Genomic DNA, 18,311 nt, shown 5'->3' with positions numbered 1-18,311 from the left:
AAATCGGTACTAGTACCTAGGTTGAATTTTTTAACTATTTAATAAACAACGATTTAGCATCATCTCTAGATTGCACATTCAATTTCTTATAGATGTTATTGGTGTGTGATTTTACAGTGCTAACACTTAGATAAAGTGCTTCGGCAATGTCTTTATTGGTTTTGTCTTTAAGCAAATGCTCTAAAACAACTTGCTCTTGTTTAGATAATTTAGCTTTTAAGTCTTCGGTTTTCGATTGCTTTTGTTTCCAGTTACGATACAATAAAAAAGCATTCAGTAAAAACGAAAGCGCTAGAATAAAATAGAAGTAAATATTCCAATTGGTTGCTACGGCATTTCTACCTGATGAGGCCAACATATAACGATCTGCGGCCAATTCATTTCTGTACTGAACCGTATAAGTGGCATTCGGATAGGCGTTCTCGAGCCGTGTCTTTAGATTATCGTAATATGGGTTATTTTGTAAGTCCTCAACATAGTAGCTATGCAAATCACTGCTTCTATCCGATAGATAGGCATAGATGGATAGTTCGGCAATGGGCTCGTTTAAAGCCTCTCCGTAAGATTGTAGTGCTTTAAACCATTTTTTATTGTTGAGTTTGCGATTGGCTTCACTTCGTACAGCGCCATAGGCGAAACGCATGTCGTTTTTTAACGAATCGATTTTTAAAAAAGCATTCGCTTTAGGATTGCTCGATTCTATTTTGCAAAAGACTTGATTACCGAAGGAAAAAGGAAGATTGAGCGTATCGGTGTTTTTTGCTATAAATAGTAGTTCTTCACTATCGCTACAATGGCCATTAAAATGATTGAGATCTTGTTGGGTTTCAGAACACTTATCAACATGGATGCGATAAATTCGATTTTCAGCATCTAGCATATTGCCTTTAAATTCGAAGAAGCCAGTTTCGTCAGCAGTAGTCTTGGCAATAATCTGCTCGGAATATACACCTGACATTTTACGATAATCCTCAACTATTGAAAGATAGACTGTGTTTTGCCATTCATCAGGATTAATATAACCCGAAAATGAATATTGTGCTTCACAGAATAGCGAAGTCAATAAAAATGCTATTAAGATTCTAAATTGCATAAAACGAATCTACAAAATTTTGTTCAGTAGCGTAATGCGACTTTTAAAACTGTAACAATTTTAACAAAACTGCGTCATATCAGTACATCAAATCATCAAACGAAAATTATGAGTATCTGGCGAGTTATATTGTCTATTATTTGCCCACCTTTAGCCGTATTGGATAAAGGTTGTGGTTCTATTTTTATCACGTTTTTATTATGGCTTTGCGGTTGGGTTCCTGGCGTAATTGCAGCATTGGTAATTCTAAATAATCCTGAGCGATAAATCCGTATCTTTGTACTTTACTAAATACATAAAGTACACATGAAAAAATTAATCCTATTATTTGCTATTACCTGTTTTTTAACGAGTTGTAATGTTACTGAATCTATAATCTTTAATGAGGACATGAGTGGTAAATATGCTACCACAATGGATTTGGCGCCAATGATGGAATTTGCATCAGAAAATAGGCCTTCTTCTGCGGAAGGACCAAAGATGGAAAAAATGGATACTACTATAGTTTTCAATGACTTTTATGAAGCTCATAAAGATAGCATAGCTACTCTTTCAGAAGAACAAAGAGCTAAATTTGAAACATTAAAAGGAATGGTTCTAGACATGAACATCGATGAGGCCAACAATGTTTTTAACATTAAAATGGGAAAGACTTTTGAGGATTTTAATGAATTGGGAAATGTCTTTGAACAGATGGATGAAACCATGAATTATGTTAAGGCTATAGGGAATAAAGATGGGCAAGCGCCATCGGAACAATTAGATGTGTTGACAAAGACTGATAAAGTAAAATATACATTTGAGAATAATACATTTTCTCGTTTTGAGCCTAATTCAATGAATTCTGATGATTCTGAAGAATCTTTAGATGAAATGGAAGAAGAAGGTGAAAAGGATGAATTTTCCGAGCAATTTGAAATGCAGTTTCAAGAGATTTTCTCAGGATCTTATTACACGCTTATTTATAAATTTCCGAGAAAAGTAAAATCGGTGTCAAAAGAAAATGCTGTCATTTCTGAAGATGGTAAAACGGTAACCTATAAAGTTGATTGGGATACGTTAAAAGATGATGATACAGCATTGAATTTAGATGTTGTTTTAGAAGATTAAGATTTGAATAAAACCGTAAAGATTGAAGATTTAGGCTTAAAGGATTTTAAAGACACTTGGGATTACCAAGAAACCCTTTTTAAAGCCATTTTAGATACAAAAATAAAGAATAGAAGAGAAGATGCAGGTTTAGAGACCGACAACCATTTTCTTTTTGTGGAGCATCCTCATGTCTATACTTTGGGCAAGAGTGGAGACTTGTCTAATTTACTATTGTCTGAGGAGCAACTCACAGAAAAGGGAGCAACATTTTACAAAATTAATAGAGGCGGAGATATTACCTATCATGGTCCTGGACAAATTGTAGGCTACCCGATTTTAGATTTAGATAATTTCTTTACCGATATCCACAAATATCTCCGGTTTTTGGAGGAAATGATTATTCTTACCTTAGCAGAATACGGTTTACAAGCCGAGCGCAGTCCTGGTGAAACAGGTGTGTGGTTAGATGTTGGCACTCCGTTTGCACGTAAAATCTGCGCCATGGGAGTGAGAGCCAGCCGTTGGGTGACTATGCACGGTTTTGCACTGAATGTCAATGCAGATTTAGGTTATTTTGATAATATTATTCCTTGTGGTATTAGAGGGAAAGCGGTAACTTCTTTGAATAATGAATTGGGTGTTGAAAAAGTTGATGAAGAAGAGGTGAAGCAGAAGCTTTTAAAGCATTTTAAAACGCTTTTTGAGGCTGAGATCGTCTAAAGTATTTGTATTTGATTACACAAAATCAATTGTGATTGTTCGTGATGAAATTCAGAAGCAATAAATTATAAGTTGTTGTATAAAAATTTTCTTTAAATGACCTCACTTTTTTAATTTAGCAACCTCTATTGGAATGAATTTCGGAAGATAACTTGGGACACAATTTTTTGCTACCTTTTCATCTTTATAGAGTCCTGTTTCTTCTCCAATTAAAATACATCTATTACGATATTTTTCTTGCCATTTTCCTATTTGACCAGCAGTATAATTCATTGCCCATTGAACCTCAGGTTCTTCTATCATGAGGTTTTTCTCTATTAAATCTAATAGTTCTTCTGTGTTAGATTGATTTGTGTTCCCCATCCATCTTAATCTTGCTTGATAATACCAAAAAACTCTCCGTTGTAATTTAGAAGGACTATTATTCCAGGATTCCATGAGAGAAATTAGCTTTTTGCTTTTAGTTAATTGATTAGCCATCAACCAATCCATCAAATGATTTCGCTCATCAAATTCGTGCTGCTGAATATCATTGTCGAGTTGGTCAATTAATTCTTGATTTAAATGTTTATTATCCATTATTAAAATGGCTAATTGGCGAGACAAAAATTTCTCAGTTTTCCAAAGTTCTATAGCCAAAGTTTGGTCTTTATTTATCTCTTTCGCGATTTTTCTCAAGTCTCCCAACTTTGTTGCTTCATTCTCTATTTGATTATAAATATATTGGGCTTTAGACGATAGTTTCATTTAATACTATATTGGTTTAAAATTACACACAATTGTGTCAGTATGAGTTGATGTTAATACTTTGACTAAGTTAAGTATAATTGAATTATATCGATTGATAGTTGAAGTTAATTGAAAATTTTTAAAAATTAAAAACTAAGCCTCAGCATTAAAAAAGACCTTATAAAAGTGCATTTTTTTATCGTCGTCATAACCGCGTTCTAGGTATTCGGCAGAGGCATCTGGTGCATCTACATCGAGTTTTATTTGTATATTGGTGTCTAGTTTTATTTCGGTTTTAATCTTTTGTTTTTGCTTTTTTAAAACCCGTTCCGATACATCAAACTGGTTTCTAATGAGGACTTTGTTTTCGGCTTCGTAGCTTTTTTTATAGTCTTCAAAAAGTTGTATTTGGTCTTCTTCATCAAAGACTTCTTCTTTAAAAGTTTCAATATTTACAATTTCATTTTCCTTGAAGAAATCAACCGTGTTAGCTAGGAAATTGCTCTGAGCCTGGCCACCAAAATTAGGCTGCAATACTTCTTTAGAAAACTCTCTACAAAGCTCAATACAGTTCTTAGTGTGTTGGTTGCTGTCGTCTGGGTATTTGATGTTTAGGAAGCTTTTAATCCAATATTGTGTATCGTAGGTGTTGTTGTCTACACTAAAGACAATTTTGCCTTCCATGTCTGAGGTATTGAGAACTAAACAACCTTTATCTACTTTTTTCGCCTGTATGCCTTTTTGCACTAAAATATCATAATTGCCACCTTCTAAATAGGTTTGGAAAAACTCGGTTTTATTTTCAATTTTATAGATGCCGATAGCGTCGGTGAAATAGTCTTCGTACTGGATGTTTTCAAAATGACAGATAAGCACATCGCCTGTTTTAATTTGAGCAGAATTGCTCTGCTCATATAAGTGCGTGAGGATATGTTTGGAAACTTCAACAAAATCGGCTTCGTCCTTAAATAATTGCTCGGAATACGTGTTGATTTCGTTCAAACCAACGTCGCTGTGATGATGAAAACGATAGCTTTCTGCTGCACTCACAAAAGGTTTTAACAGATAGGGTAGCATGAGGTTATAAGTGGCTTCATCAAAATCTACAGTAGTGTCGGAAAATGCATTTTTTGTGTCATTAAATTTATTACCGACTTTGTGAATAATACAGTGCTTTATAGATGCTTTTTGGCGTTTAATCATTTTAAAATTCTGATATAATGACAAGGTTACGAAACGCTTGCACAATTAATTAAAATTAGAGTTGCAATGTTACAAAAGGAAGGACATATAACGGAGAAAACGCCAAAATAAATTTGGCGTTTTCAGGACTCGAGGACTTTAGATTTGGTTATCGTTATGTTTTTACAAATTCTACGCGTCTGTTTAGTGCTTTTCCGTCTGTTGTACCATTATCTCCGACGGGTTGTGTTTCGCCTTTGCCATCTGTAGTTAACCGATCAGCAGAGATATTGTAAATGTTGACCAGTGCCTCTTTTACAGCCGCAGCTCGGTCTTTAGATAATTTGAGATTGGCCTCGTCAGAACCATCAGAATCCGTGTGGCCAATGATATTGAGTTTTATGCTTTCTTCTTGCATCAGCACTTGTGATATCTGGCGTACAATTCCTAGTGACTGTGGTTGAATATTCGCAGAACCAGAATCAAACAAGATTCCGTTAGTTGATATCTTACCTTCACTTAGTAATTTGCGTCTTAAATCCACACCGCCTTCGGCGACTTTAATGTTTTTAATAAACACTCGTTCTTCACCATCTTTAAGTCCATACAAATGAAACTTTAAGTAATTTAGAACATCTAATTCTTCAATAAATCTAGGGATATCAACATATTTTACTTCATTAACCCAAAGGCGATAACGTTTTTTGGTTACCGAGATAGCAATGTGAGGTTGATTTTTGACTTCGTCTCTAATATCTGCAGTCAGTCCAGAATTAATCATTCCGCCCTTACCATTAAAGTGATTGTAAGCATTAATATTAAATGCTGCATACTGACCCAATGGCAGTGTTACTGCAGCATAATGCGTCTTTCCGTTACTAAACGCATTAGTGTCGCTAAGCACAATATGAAGTCTGGCACCAGAAGAGGTTTGGTTGCTTAAGCCAGAGGTTAACACATCAAATTCAATAGTATAGTCTTCTGGGAGCTCATTAATATCAGGAATAACATAAAGACGATACCCAGCTTTGAGCTCAAACCAATTGCCTTCAACTTTATTAAGTTTTACAATTGCACCAGAGCCATTGGTGTTCCATTTACTAGGAAGGTCACCAACAAAATCCTGGGAAAAATCGTCAAAGAATAAAATTTTGTCACCTGGTACAAAATCGTATTTGCTATAAACTTCCAAGCCATCTGAAACATTAGTGGGTTCTTCTTCTGTATCGTCATTAGAATGGCCATTATTGGCATCGTTATCTGATTCTTCATCTCCATCATCATTATCATCGTCTGAGGTTGTGGTATCGTCATCCTCTTGCGTTTCGCGTTCGCGCTGTCCTAATAGTAATTCCTTAGCTGTCTTTATGCTGTACTGTAAGGCTTTTTTTGCACGATTGACTTGTAAGGTGGCCTTGCCTTGTTTTAAGACTCCTACACCATCTAGATCGTTAATAATATCTGGTGCACTTTCGCTGAGCGAAGACATTTCTGCGAGCGCTTCTTCAAGCACATCTATATCGTCGTCTTCCAAAGGTGTGCCTGACGCTGCGTAGCCATCGTATTTATAAACTTTATCGTATAAATCAAACGATTCCTGTACAAAACTATCAACACTTGCTACGCCTACACGGCTTTTTGGACGCTTTATTTTTTTAGTTTGTGCCTCAAGGTTGGGAGAAAGAAAAACGGTCAGACAAATGGTGATTAAAAACTGTTTAAAAAATGCTGGATGTTTCATTTTAAGTAATTGATTAATAGCTCTCTAAAAATAAGAATAACTATTGATACTAAAAAATGAAATGTATATTTGGCTATGTATTTAGTGTAGTTTGTAAACTATTATAGTTTTATCATCGGCTTGTGTAATGAGCTCTAGACCTTTGTCTTGGTCTAACTTTTGTAGCTCAGCTGCAGAAGTTCCAAAAACAGGAAAGTTAGGAATAGACTTCGCTTGGCTATCAAACAAGTACACTTTTTTAGATTGTAGGTCTGTAGTGGTCACATAGATTTTATCGTTGAGATAAAAGATTCTAGGTGCTGTGTAATTGCCATAATTTAAGTCTACAGTTCTTGACTTTATGTTTAGCTTGTTTTCGGTCATTGAGACCAAGGTTTTGCTTGTGGTTTCCAAATGATGGTTGTCGGTTAAGTTGAGGTTTTTTGTGCTCAACTTTCCTCTCGTATCTACTTGTACTAACTGCCCTAAGGTATTAGTTGTAGTAAATTTGTTTTTATAGAGATACACCTCATTGTCGGAAAAACGGATCTTATCCTTTACGTTGATACGCACGTTGCCTTGACGATTTAATATTTTCAATGTTTCGCCTGCTGCAAAAGCAATGTAGTCTTTACTGCCTATTCTAAAGTGCTTGGGCTGTGTAGTAATTTCAGAACCATTGTTTCCGTAGTTAAATCCATTTACGGATTTGCCTTTAGCGTCGTACATCAAAAGGTTTTTGCCTTGGGTGATTAGCAATCTATAGTTTTTCCGTTTATCATAATCAAAAACTGAAAGTGGTTGTGTGATTTCATCATTGAACCTATGCGGAAATGGCGAGACATCATTACCGTTTCTGTCCAACACATACAAACGGTTAGGAGTAACAAATGCAAGTTGTAATCTTCCGTTTTTGTACATGTCTATTTGTTCAATTTTTCCGAGGATTTTTCCTTGTAATTGTTTTTGCCAGAGAACGTTACCTGTGCTTGAGATAAGGTATAGCACATTGTTAACGTCTTGCACTGCTATATCATGAGCTTTGGTTACGTGATTTTTAACGGTTTGAGGTGCGGAAATGATAGGATCGTCAAGAGTCGCGGAAAACGCTTCCGTTACTGAGTTTGAAGCCCTTCTTTTTTTGAATTCTTTAATTATACCGTTGACATGGGCATAGCCATCTTCATAAATAAATTGAACCGCATTTGCATTATAACCTTTAATGGTTTTGTCAAAGATTTTTGATAAGCCTTCAGAATTTTTAAAAATAAAAAGCGAAGCTTCATCACTAAGGTTTTCGCTAATACTTTCAAAAGCATCAGTGTTCACTAAAGTATTATTGTTGAGTGCATCAGTAATAATTGATTTTAAGGTCTCAGTGGAATTTGAAAAGATGATGAATTCATCATAAATTGAAAAATAACGAGCATTTTCAAACGTAATAAAAGGCTGTAATCGATCTTGAAAAAAATCAGAATCCCCAAACTCATAAATATCAATATCTCTAAAGGTTTCAATATTTGATTTTTCTTCTATGGTTTCAAAAACTAAATCTGTATCTAAAGAGTGCAAAATAATGGCATTATCAATTTGAGCAATTTCATTGGTGAAGTTTAAGAATGTCTGCATACTATCAATTTCCACTTTGCGCAACTGGTGAATGTTTTTGTTGAAAATTGAAAAATCATCATACGAAATACTTATTAATGATTCTGTATTGAATGGCGCAATGTTTATAGATTGGGTTTTTTGCGGAATTGTATTTTTAAAGCAATCGATTTTAATTTCAATAGAATCACTTGATGTGGTAATACCATTGTATTGAAGACTTTTGTCTGAATAGTTTAAGTCTAATACAGAATAATTGGTGCTCTCAACTTCTTTGGAAAATAGAAGCCTAGAATAATTTGAGGAGTTGGATTTAAAAACCATAGAAGCAATTGATTTGCTATCTGTAGTTTCTATAAGAGTTGTTAGCTTATTATTTTCTTGATTAGTATTTAAGTTTTTTAAAATTTCCAGATTATTTGATACGGCAAAAACATTGCTTAAGCTTTTATGATAGAAAACCGTAGAATCTATTTGGGTTTTATTGACTTTTAAATCATTAAGGTTTTCAGAAATATGATTTGGTATAGAATCTACTATAAATAGAGTAGAATCATTCTCTGTAAGAATGAGGTAATCTGAGTTGTTTTCACCCAAAAAAGCGATATAAATCTGCCTTGTTGTATTGAGGTTTTCTAAAACAGAGGATGCATTTGTTAACTCCTTAATATATATACTAGATAAAAGGTTATGATTTTTTATGCTTTTAACAAAGTCATTTAATTCGTTAACTGCAAAAACGGAATTGGTTTCAGGCGGTAGGAATTTATAAGGTGATTTAATTTTATCATAGTCTTTCTGACAAGATATTACCACAGAGAACAAAACCAATAAAAAACAAAATCGCTTCATTAAGATGTATATATCTGCAAATATAAAAAGTTATATGTCCAAACGATATTGCTCTGGCAATAATCTAAAGGATTTTCTATGGTATTTTGTGATACCGTATTTTTCAATGGCTGCTCTGTGCTCTTTGGTAGGGTAGCCTTTGTTTTGTTTCCAGTTATACATTGGGAATTCTTCATGGATTTGTTCCATATATGCATCTCTATAGGTTTTTGCCAAGATAGATGCGGCAGCAATATTAAGAAACTTACTATCTCCTTTTATAATGGTTTTATGTGGGATAGATTTGTAAGGTTTAAACTTATTACCATCTACAACTATATAATTAGGATTAATTTTTAGTTGAGAAATAGAGCCGTGCATAGCCTTAATGGAAGCATTTAAGATGTTGATGCTATCAATTTCGGTTTCGTAAATATGCTGAACGGCGAATGATATGGCTTCAGTTTCAATAATAGGTCTTAGTAGGTTTCTGTTTTTTTCTGAAAGTTGTTTAGAATCGTTTAATATGGTGTTCTTAAATTTTGAAGGTAATATAACTGCAGCAGCTGTAACAGGGCCAGCCAGGCAGCCTCTGCCAGCCTCATCGGTACCGCATTCTAATTCAAAAGATGAAAACTGAATTTTTAAAGTCAAAATGTTAAAGTTTAGGCAAAGTTAAAATTTTAACGCAACCCTTTTACAGTTTTTGCATCTACCTAGTGAGTTATATGTTATAAACATTGAATTTTTGTTTGCAAGTTTTTGTTTGCGTATTGATAATTACCTTAACATTTTTTTGGCAAAAACACTTGTTTATTTAATATTTAATTAAGATGTTTGCAACTAGACTAACTCAAATAATTGTTTTATGAAATTAAAGTTAACATGGTTATTAACGCTTTTCATGGCGTTCGTGATGCAATTTTCTTTTGCACAAGAGAAAACTGTCACAGGTACAGTTACAACAGCAGACGATGGTTTACCCCTTCCTGGCGCTAGTGTAATTGTAAAAGGTACCTCAAGAGGTGCGCAAACAGACTTTGATGGAAAATATTCCATCGGTGTCAATACAGGAGATGTATTAGAAATTTCTTATGTAGGTATGAAGACTGCCGAAGTTACAATTGGCGCTAGTAATACTTACGATGTAGCATTAGAACTAGACAACGCTTTAGAAGAAGTTGTTGTTATTGGTTATGGTACTACAACTAAAAAAGCTTATGCTGGTACAGCGAAAGTGGTAAACAATGAAGATATAGAGACGAAAAACTTCTCTAACGTATCTCAGTCACTTGCTGGTGAGGCAGCTGGTGTAACAGTAATCAATACTTCTGGGCAACCAGGTACGACTTCTACAGTACGTATTAGAGGTTTCGGTTCCATTAATGGTAACAGAGCACCACTATATGTAATCGATGGTGTACCTTATACTGGTAGTTTGAATGCGATTAACCCAGCGGATATTAAATCTACTACCATCCTTAAGGATGCAACTGCAACAGCTATCTACGGTTCTCGTGGTGCAAATGGTGTTGTATTGATCACAACAAAAGGAGGTAGTTCAACAGAATCTTATGTTGAGCTAGACGTTAGAACTGGTGTTAACGCACAGTTGATTCCTCGTTACGATGTAATAACTTCACCTGAAGAATCTATTGCATTTGTATGGGAAGGACTTTTAGGTAGAGGTCAGGTAACTGGTGTTGCAGATCCTGTAGCCTTCGCAAACAACACGTTGTTTACGCCTGGTATGATTGATCCTGCATACAACATGTGGAATGTTGCTGATGGTGGTGAATTAATTGATCCGGTAACGCGTGCGGTAAGAGATGGTGTTACAAGACGTTATACTCCATTGCGTTATGAGGATGCAGCTTTTGATGCAGCATACAGAACAGAGGCCAACTTAAGAATGGCTGGTGGTAATGCTGACTCTAGATATTTTGTGTCTTTTGGTTTCCTTGATGATGATGGTTATGCAAAGAATACAGGATTTAAGAGATATACGACAAGAATAAACGTTAATTCTAACGTAAAAGAGTGGTTGACACTTGGTGCTAATATAGGTTATGCCTATTCCCAAACACAGAATAATGGACAAACAGCAGGATCTGAAAACGTATTTGAATTTGCAGATAAAATGCAGCCGTTTTTCCCAGTATTTTTAAGAGATCAAAACTATCAATTGGTGCCAGATCCTATTTTCGGTGGGTTCCAGTATGATTATGGTTCAGCATCTGTAGGGCCAAGTAGTCCAAACCCAACAATACCGACTAGATCAAGAACCAACGCCAACTTATTAAACCCTATTGGTACAGCAACTTTAGATTTTGTTGGTACTGATAGACACGAAATGAACGGTAGTTTTACTGGTAAGATCAAGTTTACTGATGATTTGACTTTCGAAACTACATTTGGTGCACAGTATTCTAATAGTATTTTCAAATCTGTTGGTAACCCATTCTATGGAACAGCAAGAAATGATGGTGGTAATATTACGCAAACAAATACAGAAAGATTAACACTTAACTTCTTACAGTTATTACGTTACCGTAGAGATTTTGGAAACCACTCTTTAGAGGCTTTAGTGGCACACGAGGGGAACAAATTTGAAACTAATTTCCATTCTACTTTCAAGACTACAGTTGTGAACCCTGATATCGACGAATTAAATCAATATATTGTTCAGCCAGGTCCTTCTACAGGAGGTAGATCTGCAAGAACTTTGGAATCTTACTTCGGTCAGGTTAATTACGATTTTGACGATACATATTACTTAACGTTATCTGCTCGTCGTGATGGATCATCTAAGTTTGCTTTCAACAAATGGGAAACTTTCTATTCTGTTGGTGGTGCTTGGATTATTTCAAACGAAGATTTTATGTCCGATAGCTTTATTAACTTCTTAAAGTTAAAAGCATCTTATGGTAAGACAGGTGATGAAGCAGGTGTAGGTTTCTATACAGGTATCGATACATTTAGTATTACCAACAATGGTTCTGGTGGATTTGCTTTCCCAGCTAATACTTTTGAGAACCCTGATTTAACTTGGGAGACAGCTATACAATATCAAGCTGGTCTTGAGTTTAGTCTTGGGACTTGGTTAGATGGCTCTATTGATTACTTTATCAAGGATACTGAAAACCTATTCTTTACAAGAACCAATACGATTTCTACTGGTGTAGCAACATTAACTATTAATGAAGGTGTACTTAGAAATAACGGTTTGGAATTTGATTTCACAGGACATGTTATAAACACTGATGACTTTAAATTAGACCTAAGCGTTAATGGTGCTTTTATAGATAACGAAATCAAGGAAATGTATATCAGTCCACAAACAGGTGAGCAAGAGGTACTTGATACTAGAAATGCACCTTATGGATATTCAGTTGGTAGTTCTATTTTTGATTTTTATATCAGAGAATGGGCAGGTGTTGATCCATCAGATGGTGCACCAATGTGGTACCAGTACTATGATGATCAAAATAACAACGGTGTTTTAGATTCAGGAGAAGAGTTAAATATTGGATTAACACAATATCTTGCTACAACAACAACAGACCCTAATATACAGCGTACTATTACTAAGACGTATTCAAATGCAACTGAAAAGTATGTTGGTAAGTCTGGTATTCCAGATGTGTCAGGAGCATTCCGTATATCTGCAAAGTATAAAAACTGGAACTTATCTACACAATTTACTTATCAAATTGGAGGTTATGCTTTAGATAATCAGTACGGTGAGTTAATGAGTGACCGTTTTGGTGCTGCTGGTAATAATTATAGCTCTGATATTAGAGCAAGATGGCAACAGCCAGGTGATATAACTAATGTTCCTAGACTATCGGATAATGCCATAGTGAACGGTACATCAACTTCAACAAGATTTTTAACTAAAACTGATTTCTTGGCCTTAAATAATATTTTAGTAGGTTATACTTTACCTTCTAAATTCTTAGACAAGACAGGTTTAGATTTAGTAAACATATATGTCTCTGGTGACAACTTGTGGTTAACAAGTGCTAGAGAAGGTTTCAACCCTAGAACAAGTGAGAGTGGTAATACTGGTCGTAGATTATACGCGCCGTTGAGTACTTTTACTTTGGGTGTGAAATTGAAATTTTAACTTAAAAAAAAGCGATAATGAAAAAAAATGTAATTAAATTAATGATGGTCTCGGGACTACTTCTAACATTCTTAGGGTGTTCTGATGACTTTGTGAACGAAAACCCTGAAAGTGGTTTTCAGAACATCAACCAGCTTGGTGAAGCTGCGAGTAACAATCCTGACATCGTAACAGGTTTCATCGAGGGTGTTTACTCTACGATGTATACAACTGGTACTGGTGGTACCGGTGGGCATGATGATTTCGGTCATAAAGCCTATGACCTGTTTGCTGATTTCTTATCTAGTGATGTTGCCCTGTCTGTAAGTACTTATGGATGGTATAGAGCTAGTATTACTGAGATGCAGTGTACTGAAGATTTCACCTTTTTAGATAATTACCAAGTTTGGAGACACTATTATAGAATGATACGTGCTGCCAATACCGTAATTGAGACTTTAGGTGGTGATGAAGCGGATCCAGAAAATCCTGATAACAGAGCTACTCTAGGACAGGCTTTAGCTATGCGTGCTCATTCTTACTGGTATTTGACCCAGTATATGCAGAATGATTACAACCCTTCACAAGAGATCCTTCCAATTTATAGAACAGTAACTAACGTAGGTGTAGGTAAATCTACTGCTGCTGAGGTTTTTGCACTAATAGAAAGTGATCTTAACAGAGCCATCGTATTATTGGATGTATATAACAGACCAACTAAGACTCAGGTGAACAAGGAAGTTGCACAGGCTATGTTAGCTTATGCTATTGCTTCTCAACGTGATGTTTCTCGTATGGGCGAAGTTGTTGCGTTATGTGATGCTGTTATTTCTGGAACTGGTGCTACGGTAATGACCGCAGCAGAGGTTACAGGTGGTTTTAACAATGTGGCTACTCCAGGATGGATTTGGGGTGTAGACCTTAATGGTGATATCGGATTAAGACTTGTTTCTTGGTGGGGACAAATGGATGCGTTCTCATATAGTTATGCTTGGGCAGGTGATGCCAAGGCTATAGATCAAAACCTATATGATGCTATTCCTGCTGATGATGCTAGAAAAGCACAGTTCTTCCCAGGTTCAGGTTATTATAACCTAATGCCATTGGATAAGTTCTACGATGCCAGTAGAATTATCGGTGGACCAAGTGGATCGGTTGTAGCTGATTATGTATACATGAGAATTGCTGAGATGCACATCTTAAAAGCAGAGGCTTTAGCAAAAATGGGCCAGGATGGACCAGCTAGAACTGCATTGAGAGAGGTATTGGACCAACGTTTGCCAGACACATCTTATTTAAATGGATTGTCAGGAGCGGCTTTATTGGCTGAGATTCACTTACAGACGCGTATTGAGTTTTGGGGTGAAGGTAAAACATACCTTTCTATAAAGCGTAACCAGACATCAACAGGTGTAAGAGGAAGTAACCACTTATCTTTTGTTGGTGAATCATTTATGCATAATGATGAGCGTTTAACTTTTGAAATCCCTGAATTGGAAATTCAAAGTAACGTTTTCATTAACGAACAAAATTAATTAACTAAATCAAGACTTATCTCATGAAGAAAATTTTAAATTATATAATACTTGGTATTTTCATTGCAACTGCTTACAGTTGCGATGAAGATGCTACAGGTAATAGTGTTAATTATGTTACTTTTGAAGATACCTCATTTGCCTTTGGTGTAGATATCGGTAGTTCTTCAACTAACGACATCAAAGTTTATGCTGGTAACATTACCGGTTCTGATAGAACGTTTAGTGTTGTTGTGGACACGGATGCTTCATCCTTAGATCCAGCGGCATATACCGTGCCTTCTTCAGTAACAATTCCAGGGGGTTCTAATGAAGGGGCTCTTACGGTACAGATTAGTGATACCAATATTAGTGCAGGTGGCGAAACTTTGGTTTTAGCATTGGCTTCTACAACAGAAGCGTTTACAAGCGGGCCAATTACATTAAATGTAACTCAAGTTTGTCCTACTAATGAAGTTTCTCTATTAATCAATTTTGATGATTATGCAGGTGAAACTAGTTGGGAAATCACTCAAGGTGGTTCAGTGTTATTCTCAGGTGATGGTTACACCGGAGGTAGCTTCTCAACAACTTTCTGTTTGGATAATGGTACTTATGAATTCACTATATTTGATTCTTTCGGTGATGGTATTTGCTGTGCATATGGTAATGGATCATATACACTGAATCTTGGAACAACAGTTCTTGCTTCAGGTGGTTCTTTTGGTGCTAGTGAAACAACATCATTTACATTGCCATAAGTAGACAGATTTATCTGTTTCTAAATAAGTTTAAAAGATCTGCGTTATTAACGTAGATCTTTTTTTATTATTTATTTTTACCGTAAAATATATTCATATAATAACTGTTTAGTTATATAAAGTTTTTTATGTCATACTTCAGATGCCTGTTATTTTTTTCTTTAATTTTTTTCTATAACGATATTTACGGTCAAACAAAGTTGAATAAAGGAAATGTTGTCAATAGAGAAAACCCTTTTGAAAATGACACATCTGACGTGAAAAGATCAAAAGGGTTTAAAAATTTAGCTTCTATAGATATGTACTTGCAGTTTAATACTGAGGTAGATACAGTTGTAGTCGATACTACATTGTCAATAAAGAAGGATTATAAATTTAACTACCTTCAAAAAGACAACTTTGGATTAATGCCATTTGCAAATATTGGCCAAACATATAATACACTTAGTCATAATTTCAATTCTAAAGAAACCAAACCGTTGTTCGGTGCGAGAGCAAGGCATTTTAATTACTACGAAAATGATGGCATTAAATATTATGAAGTACCAACTCCATGGACTCGACTAACGTATAAGACTGCATTTGAACAAGGACAGATGCTAGATGCTTTTTTTGCAGTAAATCTGTCAAAGCAATTTAACTTTTCGATTGCCTACAAAGGGTTGAGATCTTTAGGTAATTATCAAAACGCTTTAACAAGTTCTGGTAATTTTCGTTTTACTTCAAATTATAGTACCAAGAATAAGAAGTATAACGCCAAAGGACATATTGTAATGCAAGATTTGTTGAATCAAGAGAATGGTGGTTTATTAGATGAAGATTTAGAGAATTTTATATCTGGTGATGAGGATTTTATAGATAGATCTGTTTTTGATATGAATATAGAAAATGCAGAAAATATTTTAGTAGGGAAGAGATTCTTTATTAATCATTCTTATGATATAATCAAAAAGAATGACTCAGCCAATAATTATTTATCTATAGTAAACGAAACATTTTTTGAAGATAAGTATTATCAATATTATCAAGACTCACCTTCCAATGATTATTTTGGAAACTCATTCACTAACAATATAAATGATAAGGTAACCTTAGAGCATTTTAATTCAAGCTTCAAAATAGACTATTACAATAATATCCTTGGAAACCTGCAGCTTGGGGTTTTCTATTCAGACATAAACTATGGGTATGATAGTGTTGTTTTATTATCGGATGAAATAATTCCAAATAGAATAAAAGCAAACTTCTTAGGTGCAAATGCTTCATTTAAGAAAACAATAAACTCAATAAAACTCGAAGGTGATGCTAAAATTAATTTTTCTGAAGAATTTGTAGGAAGTTATTTTGATGTTAAGTTAGCCGTGGAATTGAATGAGAATATGGAGGTAAATGGAGGAATCAATATAAGCTCAAGACTTCCAAATTATAATTATTTATTGTATCAAAGTGATTATATTAATTATAACTGGCATAATTACTCAAACTTCAGAAATATTAATTCACAACAATTAAGATTCAATATCGTTTCAGAAAAATTCCTAAATGCATCATTCGATATTTCGAATATAGAAAATTACACTTATTTTAATTTAGACACAACCATTGATAAAAATAAAATTATTAAGCCAGAACAGTATAATGAGTCTTTACAGTATTTGAGGCTTAAGGTTCAAAAAGAATTTCGGTTAGGTAATTTTGCTTTAGATAATACAGTAATGTATCAAAATGTAGTCAGCGATGAAAAGGTTCTAAATGTGCCCAATTTAATTATAAGAAATACTCTTTATTATTCTAATCAGCTTTTTAAAAAGGCAATGACGTTGCAAACTGGGGTAACCTTAAATTACTTTACTAAATATAATATGAATGGCTATGATCCACTTCTTGCAGAATTTTATACACAGAATCAAACTGAGCTAGGAGCATTCCCTCGACTAGATTTCTTTATCAATGCCAAAATTAGACAAACAAGAATTTTTCTAAAAGCAGAACATTTTAATTCTGCATTTACAGGCTATGATTATTTTTCCGCTCCTAATCACCCTTATAGAGACTTTACTATTCGCTTTGGATTAGTTTGGGACTTCTTCTTATAAACGCATCCTTCTAACCAATTCTATTAGTTTAAACAATATCCTATTCATAACCACCTCGAAATAAGCTAACTAAAAATACTTTGAAAATATTTCCCAAAAAGTCCTTGCTATAAAGAAAAGGTGTTCTATATTTGCGCCCCGTTAGCGACGCGTTTGTGTTGTGGGCGGCAGTTCATTTCCATAAAAAGTGCGGCATTGAAAAAAAATAAAAATATTTTTCGGATAGATGTTGCGGGAAAGGAAAAAGGGTTTTATATTTGCACCCGCTTAAGCGATAAAGTGCTTAGGAAAGCGATTAAAAAGTTCATAGACATATTGAATTGACAGCGTAAAGTTTTGGTTGGAAACGGCCTAAACAGAACAAGAGAATAGATCATTTAGAGTACAGATTTTAAGAATTCCTATCAGAAGTTAAGAGATAGCCGCAAGGCTTAAAATTTAACGATGAAGAGTTTGATCCTGGCTCAGGATGAACGCTAGCGGCAGGCCTAACACATGCAAGTCGAACGGTAACAGGGAGAAGCTTGCTTTTCCGCTGACGAGTGGCGCACGGGTGCGTAACGCGTATACAACCTACCTTTTACAGGGGGATAGCCTTTGGAAACGAAGAATAATACCCCATAGCAAGTGATTTTCGCATGGAAGACACTTTAAAGATTCGTCGGTAAAAAGATGGGTATGCGTCCTATTAGCTAGATGGTGTGGTAACGGCACACCATGGCAACGATAGGTAGGGGCCCTGAGAGGGGGATCCCCCACACTGGTACTGAGACACGGACCAGACTCCTACGGGAGGCAGCAGTGAGGAATATTGGACAATGGGCGAGAGCCTGATCCAGCCATGCCGCGTGCAGGAA

The 18,311-nt window shown here is 35.1% G+C and carries 13 protein-coding genes and 1 rRNA gene (1 of these 14 cut by a window edge); 8 read left to right on the top strand and 6 right to left on the bottom strand.

Annotated features, from left to right (window positions below; genetic code table 11):
- Positions 1-34 precede the first annotated feature (34 nt).
- Positions 35-1,093 (bottom strand): response regulator transcription factor, encoded by a 1,059-nt coding sequence (locus tag SIB89_RS06480; RefSeq protein WP_412561593.1) that lies wholly within the window; start codon positions 1,091-1,093, stop codon positions 35-37.
- A gap of 108 nt (positions 1,094-1,201) precedes the next feature.
- Here SIB89_RS06480 and SIB89_RS06475 point away from each other — a divergent pair, with 108 nt between their 5' ends.
- The 3 genes from SIB89_RS06475 to lipB are packed head-to-tail and all read left to right on the top strand — an operon-like array spanning position 1,202 to position 2,905.
- Positions 1,202-1,360 (top strand): YqaE/Pmp3 family membrane protein, encoded by a 159-nt coding sequence (locus SIB89_RS06475; RefSeq protein ID WP_155090056.1) that lies wholly within the window; start codon positions 1,202-1,204, stop codon positions 1,358-1,360.
- A gap of 39 nt (positions 1,361-1,399) precedes the next feature.
- On the top strand, positions 1,400-2,203 hold the full coding sequence (locus SIB89_RS06470) for a hypothetical protein (protein ID WP_273292507.1): 804 nt from the start codon (positions 1,400-1,402) through the stop codon (positions 2,201-2,203).
- Positions 2,204-2,206: 3 nt separating this feature from the next.
- Complete coding sequence (lipB, locus tag SIB89_RS06465; RefSeq protein WP_412561592.1) at positions 2,207-2,905, top strand: lipoyl(octanoyl) transferase LipB; 699 nt, start codon at positions 2,207-2,209, stop codon at positions 2,903-2,905.
- Between the two features lie 102 nt (positions 2,906-3,007).
- Here lipB and SIB89_RS06460 read toward each other — a convergent pair whose 3' ends face one another.
- The 5 genes from SIB89_RS06460 to SIB89_RS06440 all read right to left on the bottom strand — a co-directional run bounded on the left by SIB89_RS06460 (position 3,008) and on the right by SIB89_RS06440 (position 9,629).
- The gene (locus SIB89_RS06460; protein ID WP_412561591.1) at positions 3,008-3,652 is read right to left on the bottom strand and encodes a DNA alkylation repair protein; all 645 of its coding nucleotides are present in this window, start codon (positions 3,650-3,652) and stop codon (positions 3,008-3,010) included.
- Positions 3,653-3,787: 135 nt separating this feature from the next.
- Positions 3,788-4,837, bottom strand: coding sequence for a nucleoid-associated protein (locus SIB89_RS06455; RefSeq protein ID WP_412561590.1), 1,050 nt, complete (start codon positions 4,835-4,837; stop codon positions 3,788-3,790).
- 154 nt (positions 4,838-4,991) lie between these two features.
- The gene (locus SIB89_RS06450; RefSeq protein WP_412561589.1) at positions 4,992-6,557 is read right to left on the bottom strand and encodes an OmpA family protein; all 1,566 of its coding nucleotides are present in this window, start codon (positions 6,555-6,557) and stop codon (positions 4,992-4,994) included.
- Positions 6,558-6,638: 81 nt separating this feature from the next.
- Complete coding sequence (locus tag SIB89_RS06445) at positions 6,639-8,996, bottom strand: ribonuclease HII (protein WP_412561588.1); 2,358 nt, start codon at positions 8,994-8,996, stop codon at positions 6,639-6,641.
- Positions 8,997-9,026: 30 nt separating this feature from the next.
- Complete coding sequence (locus SIB89_RS06440; protein WP_412561587.1) at positions 9,027-9,629, bottom strand: ribonuclease HII; 603 nt, start codon at positions 9,627-9,629, stop codon at positions 9,027-9,029.
- Positions 9,630-9,843: 214 nt separating this feature from the next.
- On the opposite strand from SIB89_RS06440, the gene SIB89_RS06435 reads away from it, so the two are divergent.
- The 5 genes from SIB89_RS06435 to SIB89_RS06415 form a co-directional block, all read left to right on the top strand.
- Complete coding sequence (locus tag SIB89_RS06435; RefSeq protein ID WP_412561586.1) at positions 9,844-13,104, top strand: SusC/RagA family TonB-linked outer membrane protein; 3,261 nt, start codon at positions 9,844-9,846, stop codon at positions 13,102-13,104.
- Positions 13,105-13,121: 17 nt separating this feature from the next.
- The gene (locus SIB89_RS06430; protein WP_412561585.1) at positions 13,122-14,618 is read left to right on the top strand and encodes a RagB/SusD family nutrient uptake outer membrane protein; all 1,497 of its coding nucleotides are present in this window, start codon (positions 13,122-13,124) and stop codon (positions 14,616-14,618) included.
- 23 nt (positions 14,619-14,641) lie between these two features.
- On the top strand, positions 14,642-15,358 hold the full coding sequence (locus SIB89_RS06425; protein WP_155090338.1) for a DUF1735 domain-containing protein: 717 nt from the start codon (positions 14,642-14,644) through the stop codon (positions 15,356-15,358).
- Between the two features lie 200 nt (positions 15,359-15,558).
- A complete protein-coding gene (locus SIB89_RS06420) occupies positions 15,559-17,454 on the top strand; it encodes a putative porin (RefSeq protein ID WP_412561584.1) in 1,896 nt (631 codons plus the stop codon).
- 441 nt (positions 17,455-17,895) lie between these two features.
- A 16S ribosomal RNA gene (locus SIB89_RS06415) occupies positions 17,896-18,311 on the top strand (it continues 1,111 nt past the right edge of the window).

The organism is Winogradskyella sp. MIT101101 (assembly GCF_047126865.1).
GTDB lineage: Bacteria > Bacteroidota > Bacteroidia > Flavobacteriales > Flavobacteriaceae > Winogradskyella > Winogradskyella ouciana.
The sequence above is the reverse complement of the archived record's forward strand: the minus strand, read 5'-3'. Positions and strand labels throughout refer to the sequence as shown.